The sequence below is a fragment of the Micromonospora fluostatini genome (genome assembly GCF_050410825.1).
Taxonomy (GTDB): Bacteria; Actinomycetota; Actinomycetes; order Mycobacteriales; family Micromonosporaceae; genus Micromonospora; species Micromonospora rosaria.
Genome location: NZ_CP191251.1, coordinates 569,949 through 591,843, shown reverse-complemented (window position 1 = coordinate 591,843; position 21,895 = coordinate 569,949). Strand labels below are relative to the sequence as shown.

Genomic DNA, 21,895 nt, shown 5'->3' with positions numbered 1-21,895 from the left:
GGCCCCTCCTTACACCTCAGGCGACGACGGAGACCATCCGGCCGCGCACGACGATGACCTTGCGGGGCTCCTTGCCGGCCAGGGTGGCGGCGACCGCCTCCAGCGCCGCCGCACGGACCGTCGCCTCGTCGGCGTCGGCGCTCACCTCGACCCGGCCCCGGACCTTGCCGTTGATCTGCACCGGGTACGTCACCGTCTCGGCCACCAGCAGGGCCGGGTCGGCGGTCGGGAAGTCGACGTAGGTCAGCGAGCCGGCGTGCCCCAGCCGCCGCCACAGCTCCTCGGCGATGTGCGGGGCGAACGGGGCCAGCATCAGCACCAGCGGCTCGGCCACCTCGCGCGGGGTGGCCGACAGCCGGGTCACCGCGTTGGTCAGCTCGATCAGCTTGGCGATCGCGGTGTTGAACCGGATCCCCGCCATGTCGCCCCGGACCCCGTCGACGACCTTGTGCAGCAGCCGGCGGGTGGCCTCGTCGGCCGGGTCGTCGGTGACCCGGGAGGCGCCGGTCTGCTCGTCGACCACCGCCCGCCAGACCCGCTGCAGGAAGCGGTACGAGCCGACGACCGCCCGGGTCTCCCAGGGGCGGGAGACCTCCAGCGGGCCCATCGACATCTCGTACACCCGGAAGGTGTCCGCCCCGTACGCGGCGCACATCTCGTCCGGGGTGACCACGTTGCGCAGGGACTTGCCCATCTTGCCGTACTCGCGCCGGACCTCGGTCTCGCCGTGCAGGAACCGGCCGTCGACCTCGACGACCTCCTCGGCCGGCACGTACGCGCCCCGCGCGTCGGTGTACGCGTACGCCTGGATGTAGCCCTGGTTGAACAGCCGGCGGAACGGCTCGAACGACGACACGTGCCCCAGGTCGTACAGCACCTTGTGCCAGAAGCGGGCGTACAGCAGGTGCAGCACGGCGTGCTCGGCGCCACCGACGTACAGGTCGGTGCCCCCGCAGTCGCCCGCGTCGCGCGGCCCCATCCAGTACCGCTCGTTCTCCGCGTCGACGAACCGCCCGCTGTCGGTCGGGTCCAGGTAGCGCAGCTCGTACCAGCAGGAGCCGGCCCACTGCGGCATGACGTTGGTCTCTCGGGTGTACCGCTGCGGGCCGTCCCCCAGGTCCAGCTCCACCTCGACCCAGTCACGCCGGCGCGACAGCGGGGTCTCCGGGTCGCTGTCGGCGTCCTCGGGGTCGAAGGTGCGCGGGGCGAAGTCGTCCACCTCGGGCAGCTCGACCGGCAGCATCGACTCGGGCAGCGCGATCGCCGCGCCGCTGGCGTCGTACACGATCGGGAACGGCTCGCCCCAGTACCGCTGCCGGGAGAACAGCCAGTCCCGCAGCCGGTAGGTGATCGCGCCGCTGCCGTGGCCGGCGGCCTCCAGCCACTCGATGATCCGGGCCTTGGCGTCGGCCACCCCCAGGCCGTTCAGGTCCACCCCGCGCTCGACGCTGGCGCTGTTGACCGCCGGCCCGTCCCCGGTGAACGCCGTGCCGTCGAAGCCCTCGGGCGGCTGCACGGTGCGCACGATCGGCAGGTCGAAGACCTCGGCGAAGTCCCAGTCCCGCTGGTCCTGGGCGGGCACCGCCATGATCGCGCCGGTGCCGTAGCCGGCCAGCACGTAGTCGGCGATGAAGACCGGGATGTCGCCGCCGGTGACCGGGTTGGTGGCGTACGCCCCGACGAAGACGCCGGTCTTCTCCCGGGTCTCGGCCTGCCGCTCGACGTCGGTCTTGGCCGCCGCCGCCTTCCGGTACGCCTCGACGGCCGCCCGGGGGCTGGCGTGCCCACCGGTCCAGGCGTCCTTCGTCCCCGCCGGCCAGGCCGCCGGGACCAGCGCGTCGACCAGCTCGTGCTCGGGGGCCAGCACCATGTAGGTGGCCCCGAAGACGGTGTCCGGCCGGGTCGTGAACACCCGCACCGGCGCGGCGGCGGTCGGGAAGTCGATGTGCGCGCCGGTCGAGCGGCCGATCCAGTTGCGCTGCATCAGCTTGATCGGCTCGGGCCAGTCCAGGGTGTCCAGGTCGTCCAGCAGCCGGTCGGCGTACGCGGTGATCCGCATCATCCACTGCTTCAGGTTCCGCTTGAAGACCGGGAAGTTGCCCCGCTCGGAGCGGCCGTCGGCGGTGACCTCCTCGTTGGCCAGCACGGTGCCCAGCCCCGGGCACCAGTTCACCGGCGCCTGCGAGACGTACGCCAGCCGGTGGTCGTCGACGACCGCCCGCCGCTGCGCCGGGGTCAGCTCCGCCCAGGGGCGCCCGTCCGGGGTGGGCCGGGTGCCGGCCTCGAACGCGGCGACCAGCTCGTCGATCGGGCGGGCCCGGCGCGCGTCCGTGTCGTACCAGGAGTTGAAGACCTGCAGGAAGATCCACTGGGTCCAGCGGTAGAAGTCGGTGTCGATGGTGGCCACCGACCGCCGCTCGTCGTGGGCCAGTCCCAGCCGGCGCAGCTGGGCCTTGTACCGCTCGATGTTGGCCACCGTGGTGGTGCGCGGGTGGGTGCCGGTCTGCACCGCGTACTGCTCGGCGGGCAGGCCGAACGCGTCGAAGCCCATCGCGTGCAGCACGTTGCGCCCGGCCATCCGCTGGAACCGGGCGTAGCAGTCGGTGCCGATGTAGCCCAGCGGGTGCCCCACGTGCAGGCCGGCCCCGGAGGGGTACGGGAACATGTCCAGCACGTACAGCTTCTCCGCGCCGGCGCGGGGGTGGGCCGGGTCGGCCAGCGGGCCGGTCGGGTTCGGGGCGTGGAAGGTGCCCTCCCGCTCCCAGGTGTCCTGCCACCGGCGCTCGATCTCGCCGGCCAGCTCCGCGGTGTACCGGTACGGGGGAATGTCGCCCGTCGGTGCGGCGGCCTCACTCATGGCGTTCTCCTCGGCGCGGTCGTCTCGTAGTCGGTGGGAAGTCTGCTGCGGGCACTGCCGTGGGCACGAAAAAGCCCCTCACGCAGGAGGGGCCGCCGTGCTGTCGCCGCGTCGTCGGCGCGTCAGCACGGCCCGGTAAGAAGCAGGAAGACTCCGGCCACGTCGGCAGTCTACCCCGCCGCGCGAACCCGTTATCGTCCGCCGTGACCGACACCGGCGGTGAACCGGAGCCGACCCGGATCCGTGATCCCTGGTGGCCGGATCCGTGCTCTCGGGTGGAACGCCGGTGACCGAGAGTGGTCACCGACCGGGCACCGGCGCGTCGGCAACTCCCCCGACCTGGCGAATATCGGGGCGTAACCGACCGTCTACCTGCGGGGGTCGGCGATGACGACAAACATGGTTAGCCTGAGAGACCAGTGAGATTCCTGCGGCAGACGAGGCTCGACGTCGCGACACGAGGGTTCCGGCGCGCCGCTGGCGACCGGGGCTCGCCGGCGAGCTGCCGTCGGAGGCGACGAGGAGGAGGCCCGTGACACAACAGACCTGGGACGAGGTGGGCGGCCTGTTGCCGCACGACGAGTTCCGCGCCGCCAGCGAAGCCATCGTGACCAACATCGAACAGGTCATCGAGGGCAAGACCGCCACGGTGCGCCTCGCCCTGGCCGTCCTGCTCGCCGAGGGTCACCTGCTCATCGAGGACGTCCCGGGGGTGGGCAAGACCAAGCTGGCCAAGGCGCTCGCCCGCTCCATCGACTGTTCGGTACGGCGCATCCAGTTCACCCCCGACCTGCTGCCCAGCGACGTGACCGGGGTCAGCGTCTACAACCAGGAGACGCACGACTTCGAGTTCCGCCCGGGCGCGGTCTTCGCCAACCTCGTCGTCGGCGACGAAATCAACCGGGCCTCGCCGAAGACACAGTCGGCGCTGCTGGAGTGCATGGAGGAGCGGCAGGTCACCGTCGACGGGGTCACCTACCAGCTCCAGACCCCCTTCATGGTGATCGCCACCCAGAACCCGATCGAGATGGAGGGGACCTACCCCCTCCCCGAGGCCCAGCGGGACCGGTTCACCGCCCGGATCGCCATGGGGTACCCGGGTCAGGCCGCCGAGCTGGCGATGCTGGACGGGCACGGGGCCACCGACCCGTTGCAGGAGCTGCGGCCGGTCTCCGACGCGGCGACGGTCCGCCAGCTCATCGCGCACGTCCGCCAGGTGCACGTCGCCGACGCCGTCAAGCAGTACGCGATCGACCTGGTCACCGCCACCCGCGAGGCCCCCGAGCTGCGCCTGGGCGCCTCCCCCCGGGCCACCCTCCAGCTCCTGCGCACCGCCCGCGCGGTGGCCGCGCTGGAGGGGCGGGACTACGTCCTCCCCGACGACCTCCAGGCGCTGGCCGTGCCGGTGATGGCGCACCGGATCATCCCGACGGCGGACGCCCAGCTCGCCCGGCGCACCACCGACGCGATCGTCTCCGACCTGGTGCACCGGCTGCCGCTGCCGCACGACCGGCAGCGGTCCCCGTACGACACCCGGCCGAGCGCCGGCAACGGTCGCCCGCCCTACGAGCCCCGGAGGCCGTGACCGTGCGCGACGGGCTGCGCGGCCTGACCACCCGGGGTCGGTCCTTCCTCGCCGCGGCGGTGGCGGCGGCCATCTCCGCCGCGATCCTCGGCGAGAAGGACCTGCTCCGGGTGGCCGTCCTGCTGGCCATCCTGCCGCTGCTCGGTGCCGCCTACGTCGGGCGGAGCCGGTACAAGCTGGCGTGCAGCCGGTCGCTGGATCCGCACCGGGTGCCGGTGGGGGCCAGTTCCCGGGTGGTGCTGCGGTTGCAGAACCTGTCCCGGCTGCCCACCGGCACCCTGCTGCTGGAGGACCGGCTGCCCTACGCGCTGGGCAGCCGGCCCCGGGTGGTGCTGGAACGCCTCGGCGCGCACCAGGCCAGTTCGGTGGCGTACACCGTCCGGGCCGACGTGCGGGGCCGCTACGAGGTCGGCCCGCTGGTGGTCCGGATGACCGACCCGTTCGGGCTCTGCGAGCTGAGCCGGTCCTTCCCCAGCACCGACCACCTCACGGTGATCCCCCAGGTCGTCCCGCTGCCGTCGGTCCGGCTCCCCGGGGAGTACGCCGGCAGCGGCGAGAGCCGGGCCCGGTCGGTGGCGGTGCACGGCGAGGACGACGCGGCGACCCGGGAGTACCGGCGCGGCGACGACCTGCGCCGGGTGCACTGGAAGTCCACCGCCCGCACCGGCGAGCTGATGGTGCGCCGGGAGGAGCAGCCCTGGGAGAGCCGGGCGACCGTGGTGCTGGACACCCGGGCGTGGGGCCACCGGGGCGACGGGCCGACGGCCAGCTTCGAGTGGGCGGTCTCCGCCGCCGCGAGCATCGCCGTGCACCTGCGGCAGGCCGGGTACAAGCTGCGCCTGGTCACCGGCTCCGGGGTGGACGTCGACGCCGGGGAGGGCACCGGCGAGGGGCTGCTACTGGACCACCTGGCCGACGTCCGGCTGGACAAGCACACCGAGATCACCTCGCTGGTGCAGCGGGTCCGCCAGCGCTCCGACGGCGGTCTGATCATCGCGCTGCTCGGCTCACTGGACACCGCCGAGGCCGAACTGCTGTCCGGGCTGCGGGGCACCGGCGCGACCTGCGTCGGATTCGCGCTGGACAGCTCGACCTGGCTCAACCTGCCGGACAAGGCACGGGCCGAGGCCGAACACGCGCACGGCACCGCCGCGCTGGCCCTGCTCCAGAACGGCTGGCGGGTCATCGGGGTCGACCACGGCGCCCGGCTCCCGGCGCTGTGGCCGCAGGTCGCCCGGGGCTCGCAGGGCTTCGCGCAGCGGGCGGCGATGGCCGAGACGGTCGCCGGGGGCGTGAAGTGAGGATCCATCACGGGAACGGGGTGTACCGGTGACCGCGCACCGTAATCTCGGGTTCGTCGCCGCCGTGGCGACGCTGCTCGCCTCGGCGCCGCTGTCGGCCATCTTCGAACGGTGGACGTGGCTGCTCCAGTCGGCCGTGGCGGTCGCCGCGGTGGCCGGGGCGGCGGCGCTGACCCGGCTGGTCCGGGCCCCGGTGTGGGGTCAGGCGCTGGGCATGCTCGCCGGCCTGCTGCTGGCGTTGACCTGGCTGTTCCCCGGCGGCACCGGGCTGGCCGCGCTGGTGCCCACCCCGGCCACCTTCGACCACTTCGGCGCGCTGCTGAACGCCTCGGTCGAGGACATGCGCTCCTACGGCGTGAAGGTGCCGGACACCGATCCGTTGCTCTTCATCGCCGTGCTGGGGATCGGGTCGGTCGCGGTGATGGTGGACCTGCTCGCCGTCGGGCTGCGCCGGCCCGCGCTGGCCGGGCTGCCGATGCTCGCCGTCTACTCGGTGCCGGTCGCCATCTACGTGGACAGCGTGCCCGCCGTCCCGTTCGTGGTCGGCGCCGCCGGGTACCTGTGGCTGCTGGTCACCGACAACATCGACCGGGTACGCCGGTTCGGCCGCCGGTTCACCGGCGAGGGCCGCGACGTCGACGTGTGGGAGGCCTCTCCGCTGGCCGCCGCCGGCCGGCGGCTGGCGGTGGTCGGGGTGGCGCTGGCCATCGCCGTGCCGCTGGCCGTGCCGGGGATGTCCGGTGGGCTGCTCAACCAGTTGAGCAGCGGCGCGGGCAACGGCACCGGCGGTTTCGGGCAGGGTGGCGCCCCCGGCCGGATCGACCTGTTCGCCTCGCTCAGCGGGCAGCTCAACCAGTCCCAGGTCACCGACTTCGTCAAGGTCACCACGAACGAGGAGGACCCGTTCTACCTGCGGTACGGCGTCGCCGACCAGTTGAGCCCGGAGGGCTTCAGCGTCCGCAGCCCGACCGGCCGGCCGGTCACCCAGGACCTGCCCGACCCGAGCCAGGGGATACGACGCGGGGTCGAGCAGCGCCAGTACCGGGCCACGGTGGAGGTGACCCGGAACCTGACCATGCCGCTGATGCCGACCTACGCCGAGCCGGTACGGACCGAGGACCTCAGCGGCAACTGGCTCTACGACCGCAACCTCCAGGTCCTCTTCTCCAACCGGGAGAACTCCCGGGGCAAGAGCTACACCTTCGACTACGTACGGTCCACGTACACCCCGGCGGTGCTGCGGGAGGCGGCTCCGCTGCCGGCGGAGAACGAGCTGCGGCGGCGGTACACCGTCACCCCGCCGGTCCGTGAGGTCGAGCAACTGGTCACCGAGCTGATCCAGGGCGCGCGCACCGAGTACGACAAGGTGCGGGCGATCTACGACCACTTCTCGGCGGAGAACGGGTTCAGCTACCGGTTGAGCACCGAGGGCGGCACCAGCGGCCAGGACGTCGTCGACTTCCTGGAGAACAAGGTCGGCTTCTGCCAGCAGTACGCCGCGGCGATGGCGTGGCTGGTCCGGGCGGCGGGCATCCCGGCCCGGGTGGCGTTCGGGTTCACCAACGGCAGCGACCGCGAGGGCAACACGTACACGCTGACCAACCGCAACCTGCACGCCTGGACGGAGGTCTACTTCGACCGGATCGGCTGGGTGCCGTTCGACGCCACGCCGACCTACGGGGTGCAGGGGTGGAACCGCTCCGAGTGGGCCCCGGACACCGACGCGCCGGAGCCGACCACGCCGGGGGCGGAGACCCCGGTGACGCCCGACGATCCGGGGGCGTCCGCCCCGGCGAACCAGCCGGACCAGCTCGAGGAGGACGTCGACCCCGGCTTCGACCCGGCCGGTGGCGCACCGATCGACGAGGCGCCGCGCTGGCCGTGGTGGGCGCTGGCCGTCCTGGCGGTGCTCGCGCTGCTGGCGGTGCCGGCACTGCGCCGGTGGTCGCTGCGTCGGCGGCGGGGCCGCCGGGTGGCCGTCGCCGTACCGGCGCCCCGGGTGGACAGTGACGCCGACCCGGTGGCCGGGGCCCGGCCGGTGACGGTCGGGGTGGACGTCGACCAGGCCCGCGCGCACGCCCACGCGGCCTGGGACGAACTGCTCGACACGCTTGTCGACTACCGGGTCCGGGTGGACCGCACGGAGACCCCCCGGGCCACCGCCGACCGGTTGGCCGCCGACACGCTGACCGGCGACGAGTCCGCCACGGCGGCGGTCCGGCTGCTCGGCCGGGCCGAGGAGCGGGCCCGGTACGCCCGCGACCCGCTCACCGGCGAGGACCTGCCACCCGCCCTGCACGCGGTCCGGGGTGCCCTGGCCGGCCGGGCGGACCGGCGGACCCGGCTGGCGGCGGCGGTGCTGCCCCCGTCGGTGCTGCTGCGCTGGCGCACGGCGCTGGCGGAGGGCTCGGCGCGGCTGGTGACGGCGACCGGCCGGATCCGGTACCGCCTGCTGCGCTGGAACCCGCGCCGGCTCATCGCCGGCCGCGCCAGCCGCTGAGCCGACGACGGGGGCCGAGGCGTCCGCCTCGGCCCCCGGTAGTGCCTGCCTCGCCACCGCGTGGTCGGCCGCTCCTCCGGCTGCGTGGGGTCGCCGCCGGCACCGGGCGTTCCGCCGCCTCGCCTCGGGCTTCTCGGTGTGGTGCGCACGGCCTCCTTTCGAGCTGCCCTCAGAGACGGGGCAGGTCTCGGCACGGTGAGACCGGTTCGGCGCCGGCGAGAAGCGAGAGCGAACGACGTCGGCGTGAGCGGGCCCGGAAGGTGCGGGTCGAGCGCCGATGTCGGCTGCCGGCCGGTATGCGGTGTGCCACCCGGGCGTGGGGGTGGTCTCACAGGTGGGGCAGCTCGAAAGGCTCGCGGACGCTCATCCACGGCCGCACCCGGCCCAGGTGCGGACGCTCGTCGTTCCGGTGGGTGGCGCGGGCATGCCGGGGCCCGGCGGGTCACCGGCGCGTTCCGGTGACCCCGAGCACCGCCTGTCGACCCGGCCGCGTCAGCGGCCGGGTCCGGTCAGCGGTGCCCCTCCGGGCGCTGCCGCCACCGGTCTTCCATCCGGTCCAGCAGCGACGACCGACGCCCCGATCGGCCCCCGCCACGGGGACGTCGACGGCTCGTCGTGCCGCCCACCACGTGCAGGTCCGGCGACTGCGACCGACGGTGCGACTGCACCGCGAAGGCCGCCGAGGCCAGCATGACGACGAAGCCCGCCACCGCCAGCGGTGGAGTCTTGATCACCGCGCCATAGACCAGCAGGGCGAGACCAGCGATGATCACACCGGCAGCGACGAGCAGGCGACGCCGCGCGTGGAAACGCGGGTCGCTGGCGCGCACGGCCGAGGCGAATTTGGGGTCCTCGGCAAGCGACCGCTCGATCTGCTCGAACAGCCGCTGCTCGTGCTCCGAGAGCGGCACGGCACTCCTCCCCGGTCACGTTGGTCGGCCCGGTCGGGTCGACAGACCGTGGCAGCCATCCGGCTGCTTACCCGCAAGTCTACGAGGGGGGTCGCGCGTCGGAAAGCGGGACGACCTATGGCCGGGGTGGATTTTCATTTCGGTGGGGATCGGCTCTGCCGAGCAGACTAGCCGGACCTATGACGGACCGCCCGAATCGGGCAGCCGCGGCGTCGGCGGCGGCCTCCGCCTCCCGCCATCCCCGCTCCGGCGCGCCGAGCGCGAGTTGCCGTGGGGTCTGCGCCGCGGGGGCGAGCCCCTCCATCCGGACCCCGACGAGTCGGATCGGCTCGCTCGGGTCGAGGGCGGTGAAGAGCGCCCAGGCGGTGTCGAACATCTCCCGGGCGGTGTCGGTGGGCACATCCAGGGTGCGGGACCGGCTGACCGTCCGGAAGTCGGCCATCCGCACCTTGAGCGCCACGGTCCGCCCGACCTGACCGGCCCGGCGCAGCCGCCCACCCACCTTGTCGGCGAGGGCGAGCAGCGCCCGCCGCAGCTCCCGCCGGTCGGTGACGTCGACGTCGAAGGTCACCTCGGCGCCGATCGACTTCTCCACCTGCTCGGGGCTGACCCGACGCGGGTCCCGCCCGGCGGCCAGCTCCCGCAGGTGGGTCGCGGCGGCCTCGCCGAGCGCCCGGCGCAGCATGCCGTACGGCGCCTCGGCCACCTCGCCGATGGTGTTCAGCCCCAACCGGCGCAGGGTCTGCTCCGACCGCTCCCCCACCCCCCACAGCGCCGCCACGGGCAGCGGGTGCAGGAAGTCGAGCACCCGTGCGGCCGGCACCACCAGCAGGCCGTCCGGCTTGGCCCGGGTCGAGCCGAGCTTGGCCACGAACTTGCTCGGCGCGACCCCGACCGAGCAGGTCAGCCCCGTCTCCTCGGCCACCCGGGCGCGGATCGAGCGGGCGATCTCGGCCGGTCGGCCGAACAGCCGGCGCGCCCCGGCCACGTCGAGGAACGCCTCGTCCAGGGAGATCGGCTCGACCAGCGGGGTGACGTCCCGGAAGACGTCCATCACCGCCCGGGAGGCCGCCGTGTACCGGGTGAAGTCCGGCGGGAGGTAGACCGCGTGCGGGCAGAGCGCCCGCGCCCGCGCGGTGGGCATGGCGCTGCGGACGCCGTACCGGCGGGCCTCGTAGCTGGCCGAGCTGACCACGCCGCGCGGGCCGGTCCCGCCCACCACGACGGGCCGCCCGCGCAGCTCCGGCCGGTCCCGCACCTCCACGGAGGCGTAGAAGGCGTCCATGTCGACGTGCAGGATCGGACACCCGGTGTCGTCGGCGTCCGGGCCGAAGCGTGGGTCACCGCCCCGTGGCAACGACTGGCTCCGACCCATTCCGGCAGGCTAGCCCCCTGGTCCGACAGGTTCGCCGACCAACCCCGCACCGGCCGGGTCAGCCCCGGACGACCAGCAGGGGCACGGTCATCTCGGCGGCGGTGTCCGCGCCGTGGTACCCGACCAGCCGGGCCGCCATCGGCGGCTCGGAGGCGGTGGCGACCACCACGTACGTGTCCCGGCAGACCACCACCACGTCCCCGATCCGGGCCAGGTGCGCCGGGTCCACCGGCCCGAACCAGCCGGCGGCGACCGCCTCGTCGCGGGTGGTGACCCGGGCCGCCCCGTCGAGCACCGCCGACCAGGCGGCCACCACGTCGGCCTGCGCGCCCGGCTCCACGTGCAGGTACCGGACCCGGGGCTCGCCGGCGACGAGCCGTACCCCGGCCCGCAGGCGGGGGTCGGTGTCCAGGTCGAAGCGGTGCTCCACCGGGACGTTGAGCTGCCCGTGGTCGGCGGTGACCAGCAGCGCGGCGTCCGCCGGCAGGCCGTCCACCAGCCGGGCCAGCAGCCCGTCCAGCTCGGTCGCGGCGGCCTGCCAGCGGGGCGAGTCGACGCCGTCGAGGTGCCCGTACCGGTCCAGGTCGGGGTGGTACGCGGAGACCAGGGTGGGCCCGGACCCGGCGGCCAGGGCGGTCAGCACCGCCCCGGCGAGCGCGTCGACGTCGGCGGCGCCCCGGAAGTCACCGCCCCGGTTCGCGGCCAGGGTCAGGCCGCTGCCGGCGAACTCCGGCCGGCTGACCACGGTGGTGGCGACCCCGGCGGCGCGGGCCCGCGTCAGCTGGGTGGGCACCGGCTGCCAGCGCAGCGGGTCCGGGTCGTCGGCCCACTCGACGTGGCTGAGCACCCGGTCGCCGCCGGGCACCCGGACCCGGAAGCCGAGCACCCCGTGCTGTCCCGGCGGCGCCCCGGTGCCGAGCGTCACCAGGCTGGTCGGGGTGGTCGACGGGAAGCCGGTGACGATCGGCCGGCCGACGGTGGCGGCGAGGCCGGCCAGGGTCGGCGCGTGCCGGGCCGCGACGGGGAGCTGGTACCAGCCGAGGCCGTCGACGAGCAGGACGGCGATCCGGCGGACCCCGGCGAGGCCGGGCAGCAGCCCGAGCCGGTCGACGGCGCCGGGCACCCCGAGCACGGCCAGCGCGGCGGGCAGCACGTCGGCCAGGCTGTCCCCGCCGTACCGGGGGGAGACCGGGCTGAGCGGGTGCGGGTCGGTCATGCCGGCCGGCGGGCGAAGACGTGCAGCGCGGCGGCGAGGTCCCGGTACGGCGACCGGCCGGCCAGGGCCCGTTCCAGCTCGACCAGGGCGGCCGGCTGGCCGTCCGCGACGGCGGCGGGCAGCAGGTCGGCCAGGACGCGTACCCCGTGGATCTCCTCGACCTCGGCCCCGGCGGAGCGCAGCAGCGCGGCGGCGCCCTCGACGTCGAAGCGGCGGCGCAGGGTGTCCCGGGGGCCGGCGGTGCCGTCCGGGTCGGCGGCCAGCGCGGCGGCGGTGTCCAGGTGGCCGTTGGTGGCGCGGGCGAGCACCGCGGCGGCCCGGCCGGCGACCAGGACGCTCGCCGCGCCGCCCGGCCGCAACGCGGCGACCAGCGCGGCCACCACCGGGGCGGGGTCGTCGACCACCTCCAGCACGGCGTGGCAGAGAACCAGGTCGACGCTGCCCGGCTCGACCAGCCCGGCGAGCGCGTCGCCGTCGCCCTGCACCGCGCGGACCCGGTCGGCGACGCCGGCCTCGGCGGCCCGACGGGTCAGCGCGGCGAGCGCGTCGGGGCTGGCGTCGACGACGGTGACCTGGTGGCCGGCCTGGGCCAGCGGCACGGCGAAGCCGCCGGTGCCGCCGCCGACGTCGAGGACGGTGAGTCGGGTGCCGGCGCGACGGTCCAGCTCGGCCCGCAGGACGGACCAGATCACGGCGGTACGCGGGGTCAACGGCGGCCCGGTGAGCGGGTCTCGGGTCTGCTCCACCCGGTCGAGCCTAGTCACGCCGGCCGGTGTCGCGGGGACCGCCTGGCGTCCCGGCCACGCCGGCCGGCGTCGGCTCACATCCGCGCCCCCGTCGGGGGCTCCTCCTCCGCCCGGGACCGGCGGACGTTGGCCACCGGGCCGTCGGTCACCGCGTACTCGCGCGGTTCGGGGTGGTGCGCCGGAACCCAGCCCGCGACGAGACGGGTCCGCCGCGCGTTGGCCACTCCGTTGTAGCCGTTGTTCATCCTGTCGTTCTTCCTTTCCACGGACGACGGGGTTACCAGATCTTTGTCGGTGGCTGCGGGATCAGCAAGATGATCCCGTCCGCTGACCACGTCAGGGTCTCTCCCACCGGTCGGTGCGGTAAACACCGGTGTGAAGAAGACAACGAACCGGGGCCGGGGCCGGCGGCGCGGGCCGGGTCACCGGAAGTCGCGGGAGGCCGGGCTGACCGGCGGCACGATCGGGTCGAGCCGGTCGGCGGTGAGACCGGTCACCCCCTCGTGCCGGTGCAGCCGCCCCCGGACCACCAGGGCGGCGCTGGTCCGGGCCACCCGGCGGTACCGCTGCCACAGCCCCGGCGAGCAGGCGACGTTGAGCATCCCGGTCTCGTCCTCCAGGTTGAGGAAGGTCACCCCGCCGGCGGTCGCCGGGCGTTGCCGGTGGGTGACGATCCCGCCGACCCGGATCCGCCGCCCCGGCTCCACCTGGCCCAGCCGGGCGATCGGCACCGCGCCGAGCGCGTCGAGCTGGTCGCGGACGAACCGGGCCGGGTGGCTCTCCGGGGAGAGCCCGGTCGCCCAGACGTCGGCGACCAGGCGGTCCACCGCCGCCATCCCGGGCAGCATCGGCGCGGCGGCACCGGTCACCGTGCCGGGCAGCCGGCCCGGCCGGTCCTGGGCCGCCGCCCCGGCCGCCCAGAGCGCCTGCCGCCGGGTCAGCCCGAAGCAGGCGAAGGCGTCCGCGGTGGCCAGCGCCTCGAGCTGCGCGGCGGTGAGACCGACCCGCCGGGCCAGGTCCGGCATGTCCCGGTACGGGCCGCCGAGGCCGCGTTCCCGCTCGATCCGCTCCGCCACCTCCGCGCCGAGGGTCCGCACGGCGGACAGTCCCAACCGGACGGCCGGGCCGCCGAGCCCCCACTCGTGCGGCGGCTCCCCGGGCCGGCTGCCCCACCGGGTCTGCGGGGTGGACTCGCACGTGGCCTTCGCCCCGCTGGCGTTGACGTCCGGGCGACGGACCTCGACGCCGTGCCGGCGGGCGTCGTCGACCAGGGTCTGCGGCGAGTAGAAGCCCATCGGCTGGGCGTTGAGCAGGGCGGCCAGGAACGGGGCCGGGTGGTACCGCTTGAGCCAGGAACTGGCGTACACCAGGTAGGCGAAGCTCATCGCGTGGCTCTCCGGGAAGCCGTAGTTGGCGAAGGCGGTGAGCTTGCGGTACACGTCGTCGGCCAGCTCGCCGGTGATGCCCCGCTCGGCCATCCCGGCGTAGAGCCGGTCGGCGAGCTGCGCCATCCGCTCCACCGACCGTTTCGCCCCCATCGCCCGGCGTAGCTGGTCGGCCCCGGCCGCGTCGAAGCCGGCCAGGTCGATGGCGAGCTGCATCAACTGCTCCTGGAACAGCGGCACCCCGAGGGTCTTCTCCAGCGCGTTGCGCATCAGCGGGTGCGGGTACGTCACCGGCTCCTGGCCGTTCTTGCGCCGGATGTACGGGTGCACCGAGCCGCCCTGGATCGGGCCGGGCCGGATCAGCGCCACCTCCACCACCAGGTCGTAGAACTCCCGGGGCTTCAGCCGGGGCAGGGTGGCCATCTGGGCGCGGCTCTCCACCTGGAACACCCCGACCGAGTCGGCCCGGCAGAGCATGTCGTACACCTCGGGGTCGTCCAGGGTCATGTCGCCGAGGTCGAGGGTCATGCCGATCATGTCGTAGCCGTAGTGCAGGGCGGAGAGCATGCCGAGGCCGAGCAGGTCGAACTTGACCAGCCCGACGGCGGCGCAGTCGTCCTTGTCCCACTGGAGCACGCTGCGGCCGGGCATCCGCCCCCACTCCACCGGGCAGACCTCGATCACCGGCCGGTCGCAGATCACCATCCCACCGGAGTGGATGCCCAGGTGCCGGGGGACGGTCTGCACCTCGTCGGCGTACGCCACCACCTGCTCGGGGATGTCCTCCACGTCGACGGTGGCGACCGCGCCCCAGCGGTCGATCTGCTTGCTCCAGGCGTCCTGCTGCCCCGGGGAGAACCCGAACGCCTTGGCCACGTCCCGCACCGCCGACCGGGGCCGGTACGAGATGACGTTGGCGACCTGGGCGGTGTGCTCCCGGCCGTACCGGGCGTAGACGTGCTGGATCACCTCCTCCCGGCGGTCGGACTCGATGTCCACGTCGATGTCGGGCGGGCCGTCGCGTTCCGGGGCGAGGAAGCGCTCGAAGAGCAGCCGGTGCCGGACCGCGTCCACGTTGGTGATCCGCAGCGCGTAGCAGACCGCCGAGTTCGCCGCCGACCCCCGCCCCTGGCAGTAGATGTCCTGCTCCCGGCAGAACGTGACGATGTCGTAGACCACCAGGAAGTAGCCGGGGAAGCCCAGCTCCTCGATCATGTTCAGCTCGTGGTCGAGCTGCGCGTACGCCTCGGGGTGCGCCTGCGGGGGGCCGTACCGCTCCCGGGCGCCGTCCAGGGTGAGCCGGCGCAGCCAGCTCATCTCGGTGTGCCCGGCCGGCACCGGGTACGCCGGGAGCTGCGGCGCGACCAACTGGAGGTCGAAGGCGAGTTCCGCGCCGAACTCGGCGGCCCGCGCCACCGCCCCCGGGTACGCGGCGAACCGGGCCGCCATCTCCGCCCCGCTGCGCAGGTGGGCGGTACCGGCGGCGGGCAGCCACCCGTCGATCTCGTCCAGGCTGCGCCGGGCCCGTACCGCCGCCAGCGCGGTGGCCAGCCGACGTCGCCCCGGGGTGGCGTAGTGCACGTTGTTGGTGGCCACCGTGGGCAGCCCGGCGGCGGCGGCCAGCTCGGCGAGGGCGTCGTTGCGGTCGGCGTCGACCGGGTGGCCGTGGTCGGTCAGCTCCACCGCCACCGTCTCCGCGCCGAACAGGGCGGTGAGCCGGTCCAGCTCCCGGGCCGCCGCGTCCACCCCCTCGGTGAGCAGCGCCGCCGGCACGTGCCCCTTGCGGCAGCCGGTGAGCACCAGCACGTGGTCGCGCAGCTCGGCGGCGACCTCGGCCAGCTCCCCGTAGACCGGGCGGCCCTTCTCGCCGCCGCGCAACTGGGCGCGGGCGATGGTCGCGGCCAACCGGGCGTACCCCTCGTGGCCGTGCGCGAGCACCAGCAGGTGACTGCCGTGCGGGTCCGGTTCGCCGTTCTGCGGGCCGGGCAGCCCCAGCGACAGCTCGGCGCCGAAGACGGTCGGCAGGTGCAGCGTCCGGGCCGCCTCGGCGAACCGGACCACGCCGTAGAAGCCGTCGTGGTCGGTGACGGCGAGCGCGGTCAGCCCCAGCCGGGCGGCCTCCTCGGCCAGGTCCTCCGGGTGGCTGGCCCCGTCGAGGAAGCTGAACGTGCTGTGCGCGTGCAGTTCGGCGTACGGCACCTCGGTGGCGGGCCGCCCCGGTGGGCCGTCCCGGTCGGTCCGGGGCCGGTACGGCTGGCGGCTGCGGCTCCAGGCCGGGGCGTCCCCGCCGTCGGCGTCGACCGCGAGGGGGTCCACCACGTGCAGGTGCCGCCCGCCGTCACCGCGCCCGGCCCCGCCGGCGGGTCGGCCGGACAGCACCCGTTCCAGCTCCGACCAGGGCAGCCTCGGATTGTGGAAGCTCACCGGCCCCCTCCGTCACCGGCGGTGCGGTCAGTCATAGATCGCCTCCACCCGCCACTGGCCCGCCGCCACCGCGAGCAGCAGGGCCGTACCGTCGGCCAGGCAGACCTGGAACCGGGCCCGCCGGCTCGCCTCGGCCGGCGCCCACCAGCGCTCGTCCACCGGCCACGGGCCGGCCCACCCCACGATCTCGGCCGGTGCCGCCGTACCCACGGTCAGGTCGGCCGGGGCGGCGGTGAGCTGGAGCCGGGCGCTCACCCCGACCGGCTGGCCGGCGGCGTCCCGCACGGTCGCGGCGAGCGGGCTGGGCAGCACCAGGGCCGGGGCGGGCGGGGGGAGCCGTCCCGGCCACGGCGGGACGTCCGACCGGGCCGGCAGGCGTTCGTCCCCCCAGGGGACCAGGCGGACCTGCTCGGCCGGGGACCGCCCGCCGCCCAGCACCGCGGTGACCACCGCGTCGGGCCCGAGGATGCCCTGCACCCGGCTCAGCGCCCGGTGCGCCCGCTCCCGTTCCGCACCGCTCTCCCCCCACAGGCCGGGTTGCAGCCCCACCTGGGCGAGCAGGCCGTCGGGCACCAGCCGGAGCCGGACGATCCCGGCGCTCGGGCGGGGCGGCCGGGCCCCCCGCCGGTGGTGGCCGCCGGAGAGCCACCCGTCGAGCTGCCAGCGGACCCGGTCCGCGACGGCCCCGGCGGTGAGCAGGCCGTCGTGCCGCCACACCCGGTGCAGTTCCTCCCCGTGCGCGGTGACCGCCTCGATGCCGAGCCGGGTGCAGGCCAGCCCGTGCGCGGTGAGCCGGTCGTGGAACTGCTCGGCGAGGGCCCGCGCGGCGAACGCCGCCGCGTCGACCCGGTCCAGCGGTTCGTCGTACCCGGCGGTCACCGTCAGGTCGGCCGGCGGCTGCCGGGGGGCGGGCGGACGATGGTCCCGGCCGGCGGCGAGCCGGTGGGCCAGCGCGCCGTCGAAGCCGAACCGGGCCAGGACGTCACCGGCGGGCAGCGCGGCGAACTCGCCCAGGGTGCGGATCCCCAGCCGGCGCAGCAGGTCGACCAGGGCCGGGCGGCCGAGCGCCGCGACCGGCAGGCCGGCGAGGAACTCCGGCGTCGCGCCGGGCGGCACGATCCGCCCGGTACGGGCGGCCAGCCCGGCGGCGAAGACCCCGTCCGCGATGCCCACCTGACTCTCCACCACGCAGCTCTGCGCCACGTGCTCGACGAGCCGTTCGGCGGCTGCCTCCTCGCCGCCGAGGTACCGCGCCGGGCCACGGACGGCCACCGCGCAGGCACCGGGACGGAGCACCTCCACCCCGGCGACCACCTCCTCGACGGCGGCGACCACCGGCTCGAACGCGCGGGCGTCCCGGTCGGGGTCGTACTCGACCACCGTCACCTGGGGGCACCGGCCCTGCGCCTCCCGCTTGCGCAGTCCACGGCGTACCCCCTCGGCCCGGGCCCGCTCGGAGCAGGCGACGACCCGGTTGGCGCGCAGCACGGCGACCGGGCCGGTGGCCGGAATCCCGTCGACGATCTCGGCGGCGACGACCGGCCAGTCCGGGCACCAGAGCAGCAGGGTCCGGACCGGGGTCACCCGACACCACCGGGGCGCCTCCGGGTGCCCTCCCCACCGGGCCGACCCACACCGGGCCGGTTCACGACGGGCCGGTTCACGACGGGCCGGTTCACGACGGGCCGACCACGGTGGGGATGCCGGCCGGGGCGGTCCCCTCCACCGCCCCGGCCGGCGGTACCGCCCGGAGCCGACCCGCGGCCGACCGGCCGGTGACCGGCCCGGGTGGCGTCGACGGGTCGATGCCCCCCGCCACCGACGCCACCCGACCGGCGGTGGCCGGGAACGACCGGCCCGCGCCGGCCCCGGACGAGATCCCCGGCGCGACGGCGGACGGGCGCGCGGGAGCCGTCCCGCGTCGCCGGTCCGACCCCGCCGGGCCGGGGATGACCCGGGTGAGGTGCTCCCCGGGCAGCCAGATCCTGATCTCCTTGGGCCGGGCGGCGGCACCCCGCCCCCGGGCGGACACCGTCACCTCCCGGCGACGCAGCCGGCCCCGCCCCGGCCCGAGCCCCTCCCAGACGCCCCGGACCACCCGCAGGGTGACGTCCGCGCCGTCCCACCGCCCGTACGGCACGAACACGCTGCCCCGCTGCCGGGCGCGGGCGGCCAGCCGGTCGGCGACCGAGGGGGCCACCGCGCCCGGCACCGCCGCGACCACCACGTCCACCCCGTCGATCAGCGCGGCGATCACGGTCGCCCACTCCGGCCCCGGGTCCGGCACCAGGGCCAGCCGGTCGAGGGCGATGCCGACCTCGGCCGCCGCGCCGGCGCCGAAGGTGGGCACCCCGACCACGGCGCACCACGACCCGGCCCGGGACGCCTCGGCGAGCAGGGCCAGCACCAGCGAGGTACCGCCGTGGTGCCGGGGGCGGCCGGCGGCGACCGCGACCGTGCTGCCCCGCCGCAACCCCCGGTTGGGCAGCAGCCCGGTCAGCTCGGGAGCCACCGGCAGCACCCGGTGTCCCCCCGCCGGGTCCGGCGCGCTCGCCGGACGGACCAGGCCGGCGAGCGCGGTGGAGCCGACCACCATCCGGCCCGCCATCGGACCTACCCCCCGTCGTTGCTGCCGAGCGTCGTGCACTACTGGATGTCGGGTACTGCTGGATGTCGGGTGTTGCTGAGTGTCGGGTGCTGCTGGATGTCGTGCCGGGCGCCGCCGAGGCCAGGTCGGCACCGCCTGATCTGGCCTCCCTGGCGGATCAGGTCGGCACCGCCCGGACCAGGTCGATCCGCCGTGGTCGCCGGGCGGCGCGGTGACTCAGGCGGCGAGGCCGTCGAACGCCGGCTGGTGGGCCAGCCCGAGCGCCCCCTCCACCACCGTCACGAACTGCTCGGCCGCCCGCAGCAGGTCGTCCGCCTCCCGGCTGCTGACCACCCGGGGGATGCCGGCCTCGGCAGCGGCCCGCTTGCCGGCGGCGGCGGCGAAGAACCGGGCCCACTCGTCGAACTCCGGCGCGACGCCGGAGAGCAGCACCCAGACGCTGGTGATCCGGCCCCGGCGGGTGGGAGCGGGGCGGGCACGGGCGGCGAGCACCGCCGCGGCGGCCCGCAACGCGGCCAGGTGGGCCGCGGCGTAGCGGAGCCCGTCGGGACGGGTCTGGGCAGCCTCGATCAGCCCGCGTCGGGCCACCGCGAGCAGTTGGGTCGGAGTGCGGTGCGGCAGCGCGTGCGCCGGCACCGTCGGTGCCTGAGCCGGACTGGTCGGCATGGGACGTCTCCTCCACGTGGCCGAGGCAGTCGCCCGGGCCGGCGGATCGGATCCACCGGCGGGCGACCGGGTCGAGTGGCGCGGAGGAAGACGCGCCGTGGTGGCGGCCGGCCGGGTGTGGACGCTTCCCCACACCACACCCGGCCGGCGTAACCGGCGGGGTCACCGCCCGCCGCCCGGGGGTCGTGGGCGGCGGGCGGTGCTCCTGCCTGACGGGGACCGGACTCGCGACTGCCCGGCACCCGGCGCGGCCCGCGGAACCGCACCTGCCGGGAGCCGGTGCCGCGAAACACCGCTCCCGGACGTCGGAACGGGTGTGCGACGCGTCGGGTCAAGCTGCAGGCTTCGACCCTTAATCGAACACTCGTTCTAACACTGCTGACAGTACACCTTCCCGCCGACAAAAACGCAACGTGTGGTGGCCCTGACGCGATCCGGCCCCACCACGCGCCGACCCCACCCGGGGCCGCCGCCCGGGGCCGCCGCCACCTGGCCGGACACCAGCCACCCCCGACCCGACGCCGAGGCCGCCGCCCCCGCACCCGCCCGCAGCCCCCGTACCCGGCCACGGCAGGCGTACCGCCGCACCGCCCGTCCGCCGACCCGCAGGGCGACGGCACCGCCCGGCCGGCCACGGGCGACGGCACCCGCCGCCCGAGCCGCCCCTCGCCGCCCGACCCGGCACCCGGACGACGGCTCCCCCGAACCGGAAGAACCGTCGCCGCCCGACCCCCGGGACGGCGGGTCGGGCGGTACGGAATTCCCGTTCTCCGCAATTTTCGATAATCAATGCCGGTCAGGTGTACGACAGCCGGGAAATCGCGACAACCGTTGACACCGATAATCGTCCGCTGCTTCGCTGTCGACGTCGCGCGACACACGACACCACCATTCCCAGCAGCCCGGAGGAAACGTGCAGCACATTCCGATTCGCAGCGCCGGCAGACGGTTGCTGATCCTTTCCGCGCTCGTCGCGCCGATGCTGTTCGCCGTCGGCGCGACCGCCGTCGGCGCGACCGCCGCCGGCGCTGCCACCGCCGGCGCGACGGCCGGCGTCGACGGCACCACCCGGGTCACCCGTACCGCCGCCACCGCCGGTGATCCGGGCCGGTACTGGACGCCGGAGCGCCTGGCCGCGGCGACCCCGCTGGACGAGACCGTGGCGCCGACCAAGGGGGACCTGTCCCCGTTGCCCCGGCCGGCACCGGTGGTCCGGCACGCCACCGGGGTGGCCGCGCCGGGGGAGGCGGCCCGGCGGGCGGTGCAGCTCAACGAGTCGATCACGGTGGGGAAGATCTTCTTCACCAACTCCACCACCGGCGTGGGCAACTACTGCTCGGCGAGCGTGGTCAACAGCGCCGCCCGGAACATGGTGTTCACCGCCGCGCACTGCCTGCACGACGGCCCCGGCCGCACCTGGCACACCGCGAACTGGCTGTTCGTTCCGTCCTACCGCAACGGGGCGCAGCCCTACGGCACCTGGACCTGGTCCACGCTGGCCGTCCCGACCGGCTGGATCACCACCCGGGAGCGGCAGTACGACGTCGGCGTGGCGCTGGTGTACGGCAGCCGGTCGGTGGTGGACGCGGTCGGCGCCAACGGGCTGCTCACCGGCGGTGGCCGGTCGTACCGGTACGACATCTTCGGCTACCCGAGCAACCGGGACGGCGGCGAGGTGCAGTGGTCCTGCTCCGGCACCTCCTCCGACGCCGGGAGCAACCGGATCGAGATGGGCTGCCCGTGGGGCGGCGGGTCCAGTGGCGGCCCCTGGTACTACCGCTACGACAACACCACGAGAATCGGTGACGTGCACGGGGTGACCAGTTACACCAACGACCGCGACAATCCTTCGTACATCGGTTCGCCGTACTTCTCGGATGCCGTGGTCGGCACGTTGTACCGCGCGTACGCGAACCGGACCTGGTGATCCGCCAAGCGCGAATTCCCTTCACGAGTCGGTGGTCCCGGACAGGCCGGGACCACCGGTTCCGGTTCGGCGACCCGGTGGCCGGCCGGCGTGCCAGAATGACGGCGAACCCGTTTCTCCGAGGAGGTGTCCGATGTCCGGTCGAGCCATGGTCCTCACCGGTGTCGCCGTCCTCGCACTGCTCGGCGGCGCCGCCGGGGTGGCCGGCCTGCTGCGGGCCGGCGGCGACCGGCCGGGCGGCGGCGGCCCGCCCGCCGGGATCAGCGAGACGAGCCGCTCCATCGACCTCCCCGGTGACACCGGGGACTACTGGACCCCGGAGCGGATGCGCGACGCCCGGCCGGCCCCGATGCCCGAGGGCCGGGAGCCCTGACCACCCCCGTCCCGCGTTTCG

At 75.2% G+C, this 21,895-nt stretch carries 15 protein-coding genes; 5 read left to right on the top strand and 10 right to left on the bottom strand.

Annotated elements, in window-relative coordinates:
• Nucleotides 1–16: 16 nt before the first annotated feature.
• Nucleotides 17–2,857 (bottom strand): leucine--tRNA ligase, encoded by a 2,841-nt coding sequence (gene leuS, locus ACQUFX_RS02635; protein WP_428964448.1) that lies wholly within the window; start codon nucleotides 2,855–2,857, stop codon nucleotides 17–19.
• 532 nt (nucleotides 2,858–3,389) lie between these two features.
• On the opposite strand from leuS, the gene ACQUFX_RS02630 reads away from it, so the two are divergent.
• From ACQUFX_RS02630 to ACQUFX_RS02620, 3 genes are read left to right on the top strand one after another with little or no spacing between them, the layout of a single operon-like run.
• On the top strand, nucleotides 3,390–4,442 hold the full coding sequence (locus ACQUFX_RS02630; protein ID WP_428964447.1) for an AAA family ATPase: 1,053 nt from the start codon (nucleotides 3,390–3,392) through the stop codon (nucleotides 4,440–4,442).
• Nucleotides 4,443–4,444: 2 nt separating this feature from the next.
• On the top strand, nucleotides 4,445–5,743 hold the full coding sequence (locus tag ACQUFX_RS02625) for a DUF58 domain-containing protein (protein WP_428966838.1): 1,299 nt from the start codon (nucleotides 4,445–4,447) through the stop codon (nucleotides 5,741–5,743).
• A gap of 28 nt (nucleotides 5,744–5,771) precedes the next feature.
• Nucleotides 5,772–8,243 carry a transglutaminase TgpA family protein gene (locus ACQUFX_RS02620; RefSeq protein WP_428964446.1) on the top strand — a complete coding sequence of 824 codons (2,472 nt, stop codon included), beginning with the start codon at nucleotides 5,772–5,774 and terminating at the stop codon, nucleotides 8,241–8,243.
• Between the two features lie 509 nt (nucleotides 8,244–8,752).
• Here the strand turns inward: ACQUFX_RS02620 and ACQUFX_RS02615 are convergent.
• From ACQUFX_RS02615 to ACQUFX_RS02575, 9 genes are all read right to left on the bottom strand, one after another.
• Nucleotides 8,753–9,154 carry a DUF3040 domain-containing protein gene (locus ACQUFX_RS02615; protein ID WP_428964445.1) on the bottom strand — a complete coding sequence of 134 codons (402 nt, stop codon included), beginning with the start codon at nucleotides 9,152–9,154 and terminating at the stop codon, nucleotides 8,753–8,755.
• Between the two features lie 115 nt (nucleotides 9,155–9,269).
• A complete protein-coding gene (locus tag ACQUFX_RS02610; RefSeq protein ID WP_428964444.1) occupies nucleotides 9,270–10,529 on the bottom strand; it encodes a DNA polymerase IV in 1,260 nt (419 codons plus the stop codon).
• 58 nt (nucleotides 10,530–10,587) lie between these two features.
• Entirely contained in the window at nucleotides 10,588–11,745 is a 1,158-nt protein-coding gene (locus ACQUFX_RS02605; RefSeq protein ID WP_428964443.1) for an alkaline phosphatase family protein, read from the bottom strand.
• The gene (locus tag ACQUFX_RS02600; RefSeq protein WP_428964442.1) at nucleotides 11,742–12,509 is read right to left on the bottom strand and encodes a methyltransferase domain-containing protein; all 768 of its coding nucleotides are present in this window, start codon (nucleotides 12,507–12,509) and stop codon (nucleotides 11,742–11,744) included. The genes ACQUFX_RS02605 and ACQUFX_RS02600 overlap by 4 nt, the downstream gene beginning before the upstream one ends.
• A 56-nt stretch (nucleotides 12,510–12,565) precedes the next feature.
• Complete coding sequence (locus tag ACQUFX_RS02595; protein WP_169807177.1) at nucleotides 12,566–12,736, bottom strand: hypothetical protein; 171 nt, start codon at nucleotides 12,734–12,736, stop codon at nucleotides 12,566–12,568.
• Between the two features lie 177 nt (nucleotides 12,737–12,913).
• On the bottom strand, nucleotides 12,914–16,300 hold the full coding sequence (locus ACQUFX_RS02590; protein WP_428964441.1) for an error-prone DNA polymerase: 3,387 nt from the start codon (nucleotides 16,298–16,300) through the stop codon (nucleotides 12,914–12,916).
• A gap of 27 nt (nucleotides 16,301–16,327) precedes the next feature.
• On the bottom strand, nucleotides 16,328–17,884 hold the full coding sequence (locus ACQUFX_RS02585) for a DNA polymerase Y family protein (protein WP_428964440.1): 1,557 nt from the start codon (nucleotides 17,882–17,884) through the stop codon (nucleotides 16,328–16,330).
• A gap of 91 nt (nucleotides 17,885–17,975) precedes the next feature.
• The gene (locus ACQUFX_RS02580; RefSeq protein WP_428964439.1) at nucleotides 17,976–18,908 is read right to left on the bottom strand and encodes a hypothetical protein; all 933 of its coding nucleotides are present in this window, start codon (nucleotides 18,906–18,908) and stop codon (nucleotides 17,976–17,978) included.
• A gap of 216 nt (nucleotides 18,909–19,124) precedes the next feature.
• The gene (locus ACQUFX_RS02575) at nucleotides 19,125–19,574 is read right to left on the bottom strand and encodes an SAV_6107 family HEPN domain-containing protein (RefSeq protein WP_428964438.1); all 450 of its coding nucleotides are present in this window, start codon (nucleotides 19,572–19,574) and stop codon (nucleotides 19,125–19,127) included.
• Nucleotides 19,575–20,487: 913 nt separating this feature from the next.
• Between ACQUFX_RS02575 and ACQUFX_RS02570 the strand changes: the two genes are divergently transcribed.
• The gene (locus ACQUFX_RS02570; RefSeq protein WP_428964437.1) at nucleotides 20,488–21,501 is read left to right on the top strand and encodes a trypsin-like serine peptidase; all 1,014 of its coding nucleotides are present in this window, start codon (nucleotides 20,488–20,490) and stop codon (nucleotides 21,499–21,501) included.
• Between the two features lie 133 nt (nucleotides 21,502–21,634).
• The gene (locus tag ACQUFX_RS02565; RefSeq protein WP_428964436.1) at nucleotides 21,635–21,874 is read left to right on the top strand and encodes a hypothetical protein; all 240 of its coding nucleotides are present in this window, start codon (nucleotides 21,635–21,637) and stop codon (nucleotides 21,872–21,874) included.
• The last annotated feature ends 21 nt before the right edge of the window (nucleotides 21,875–21,895 follow it).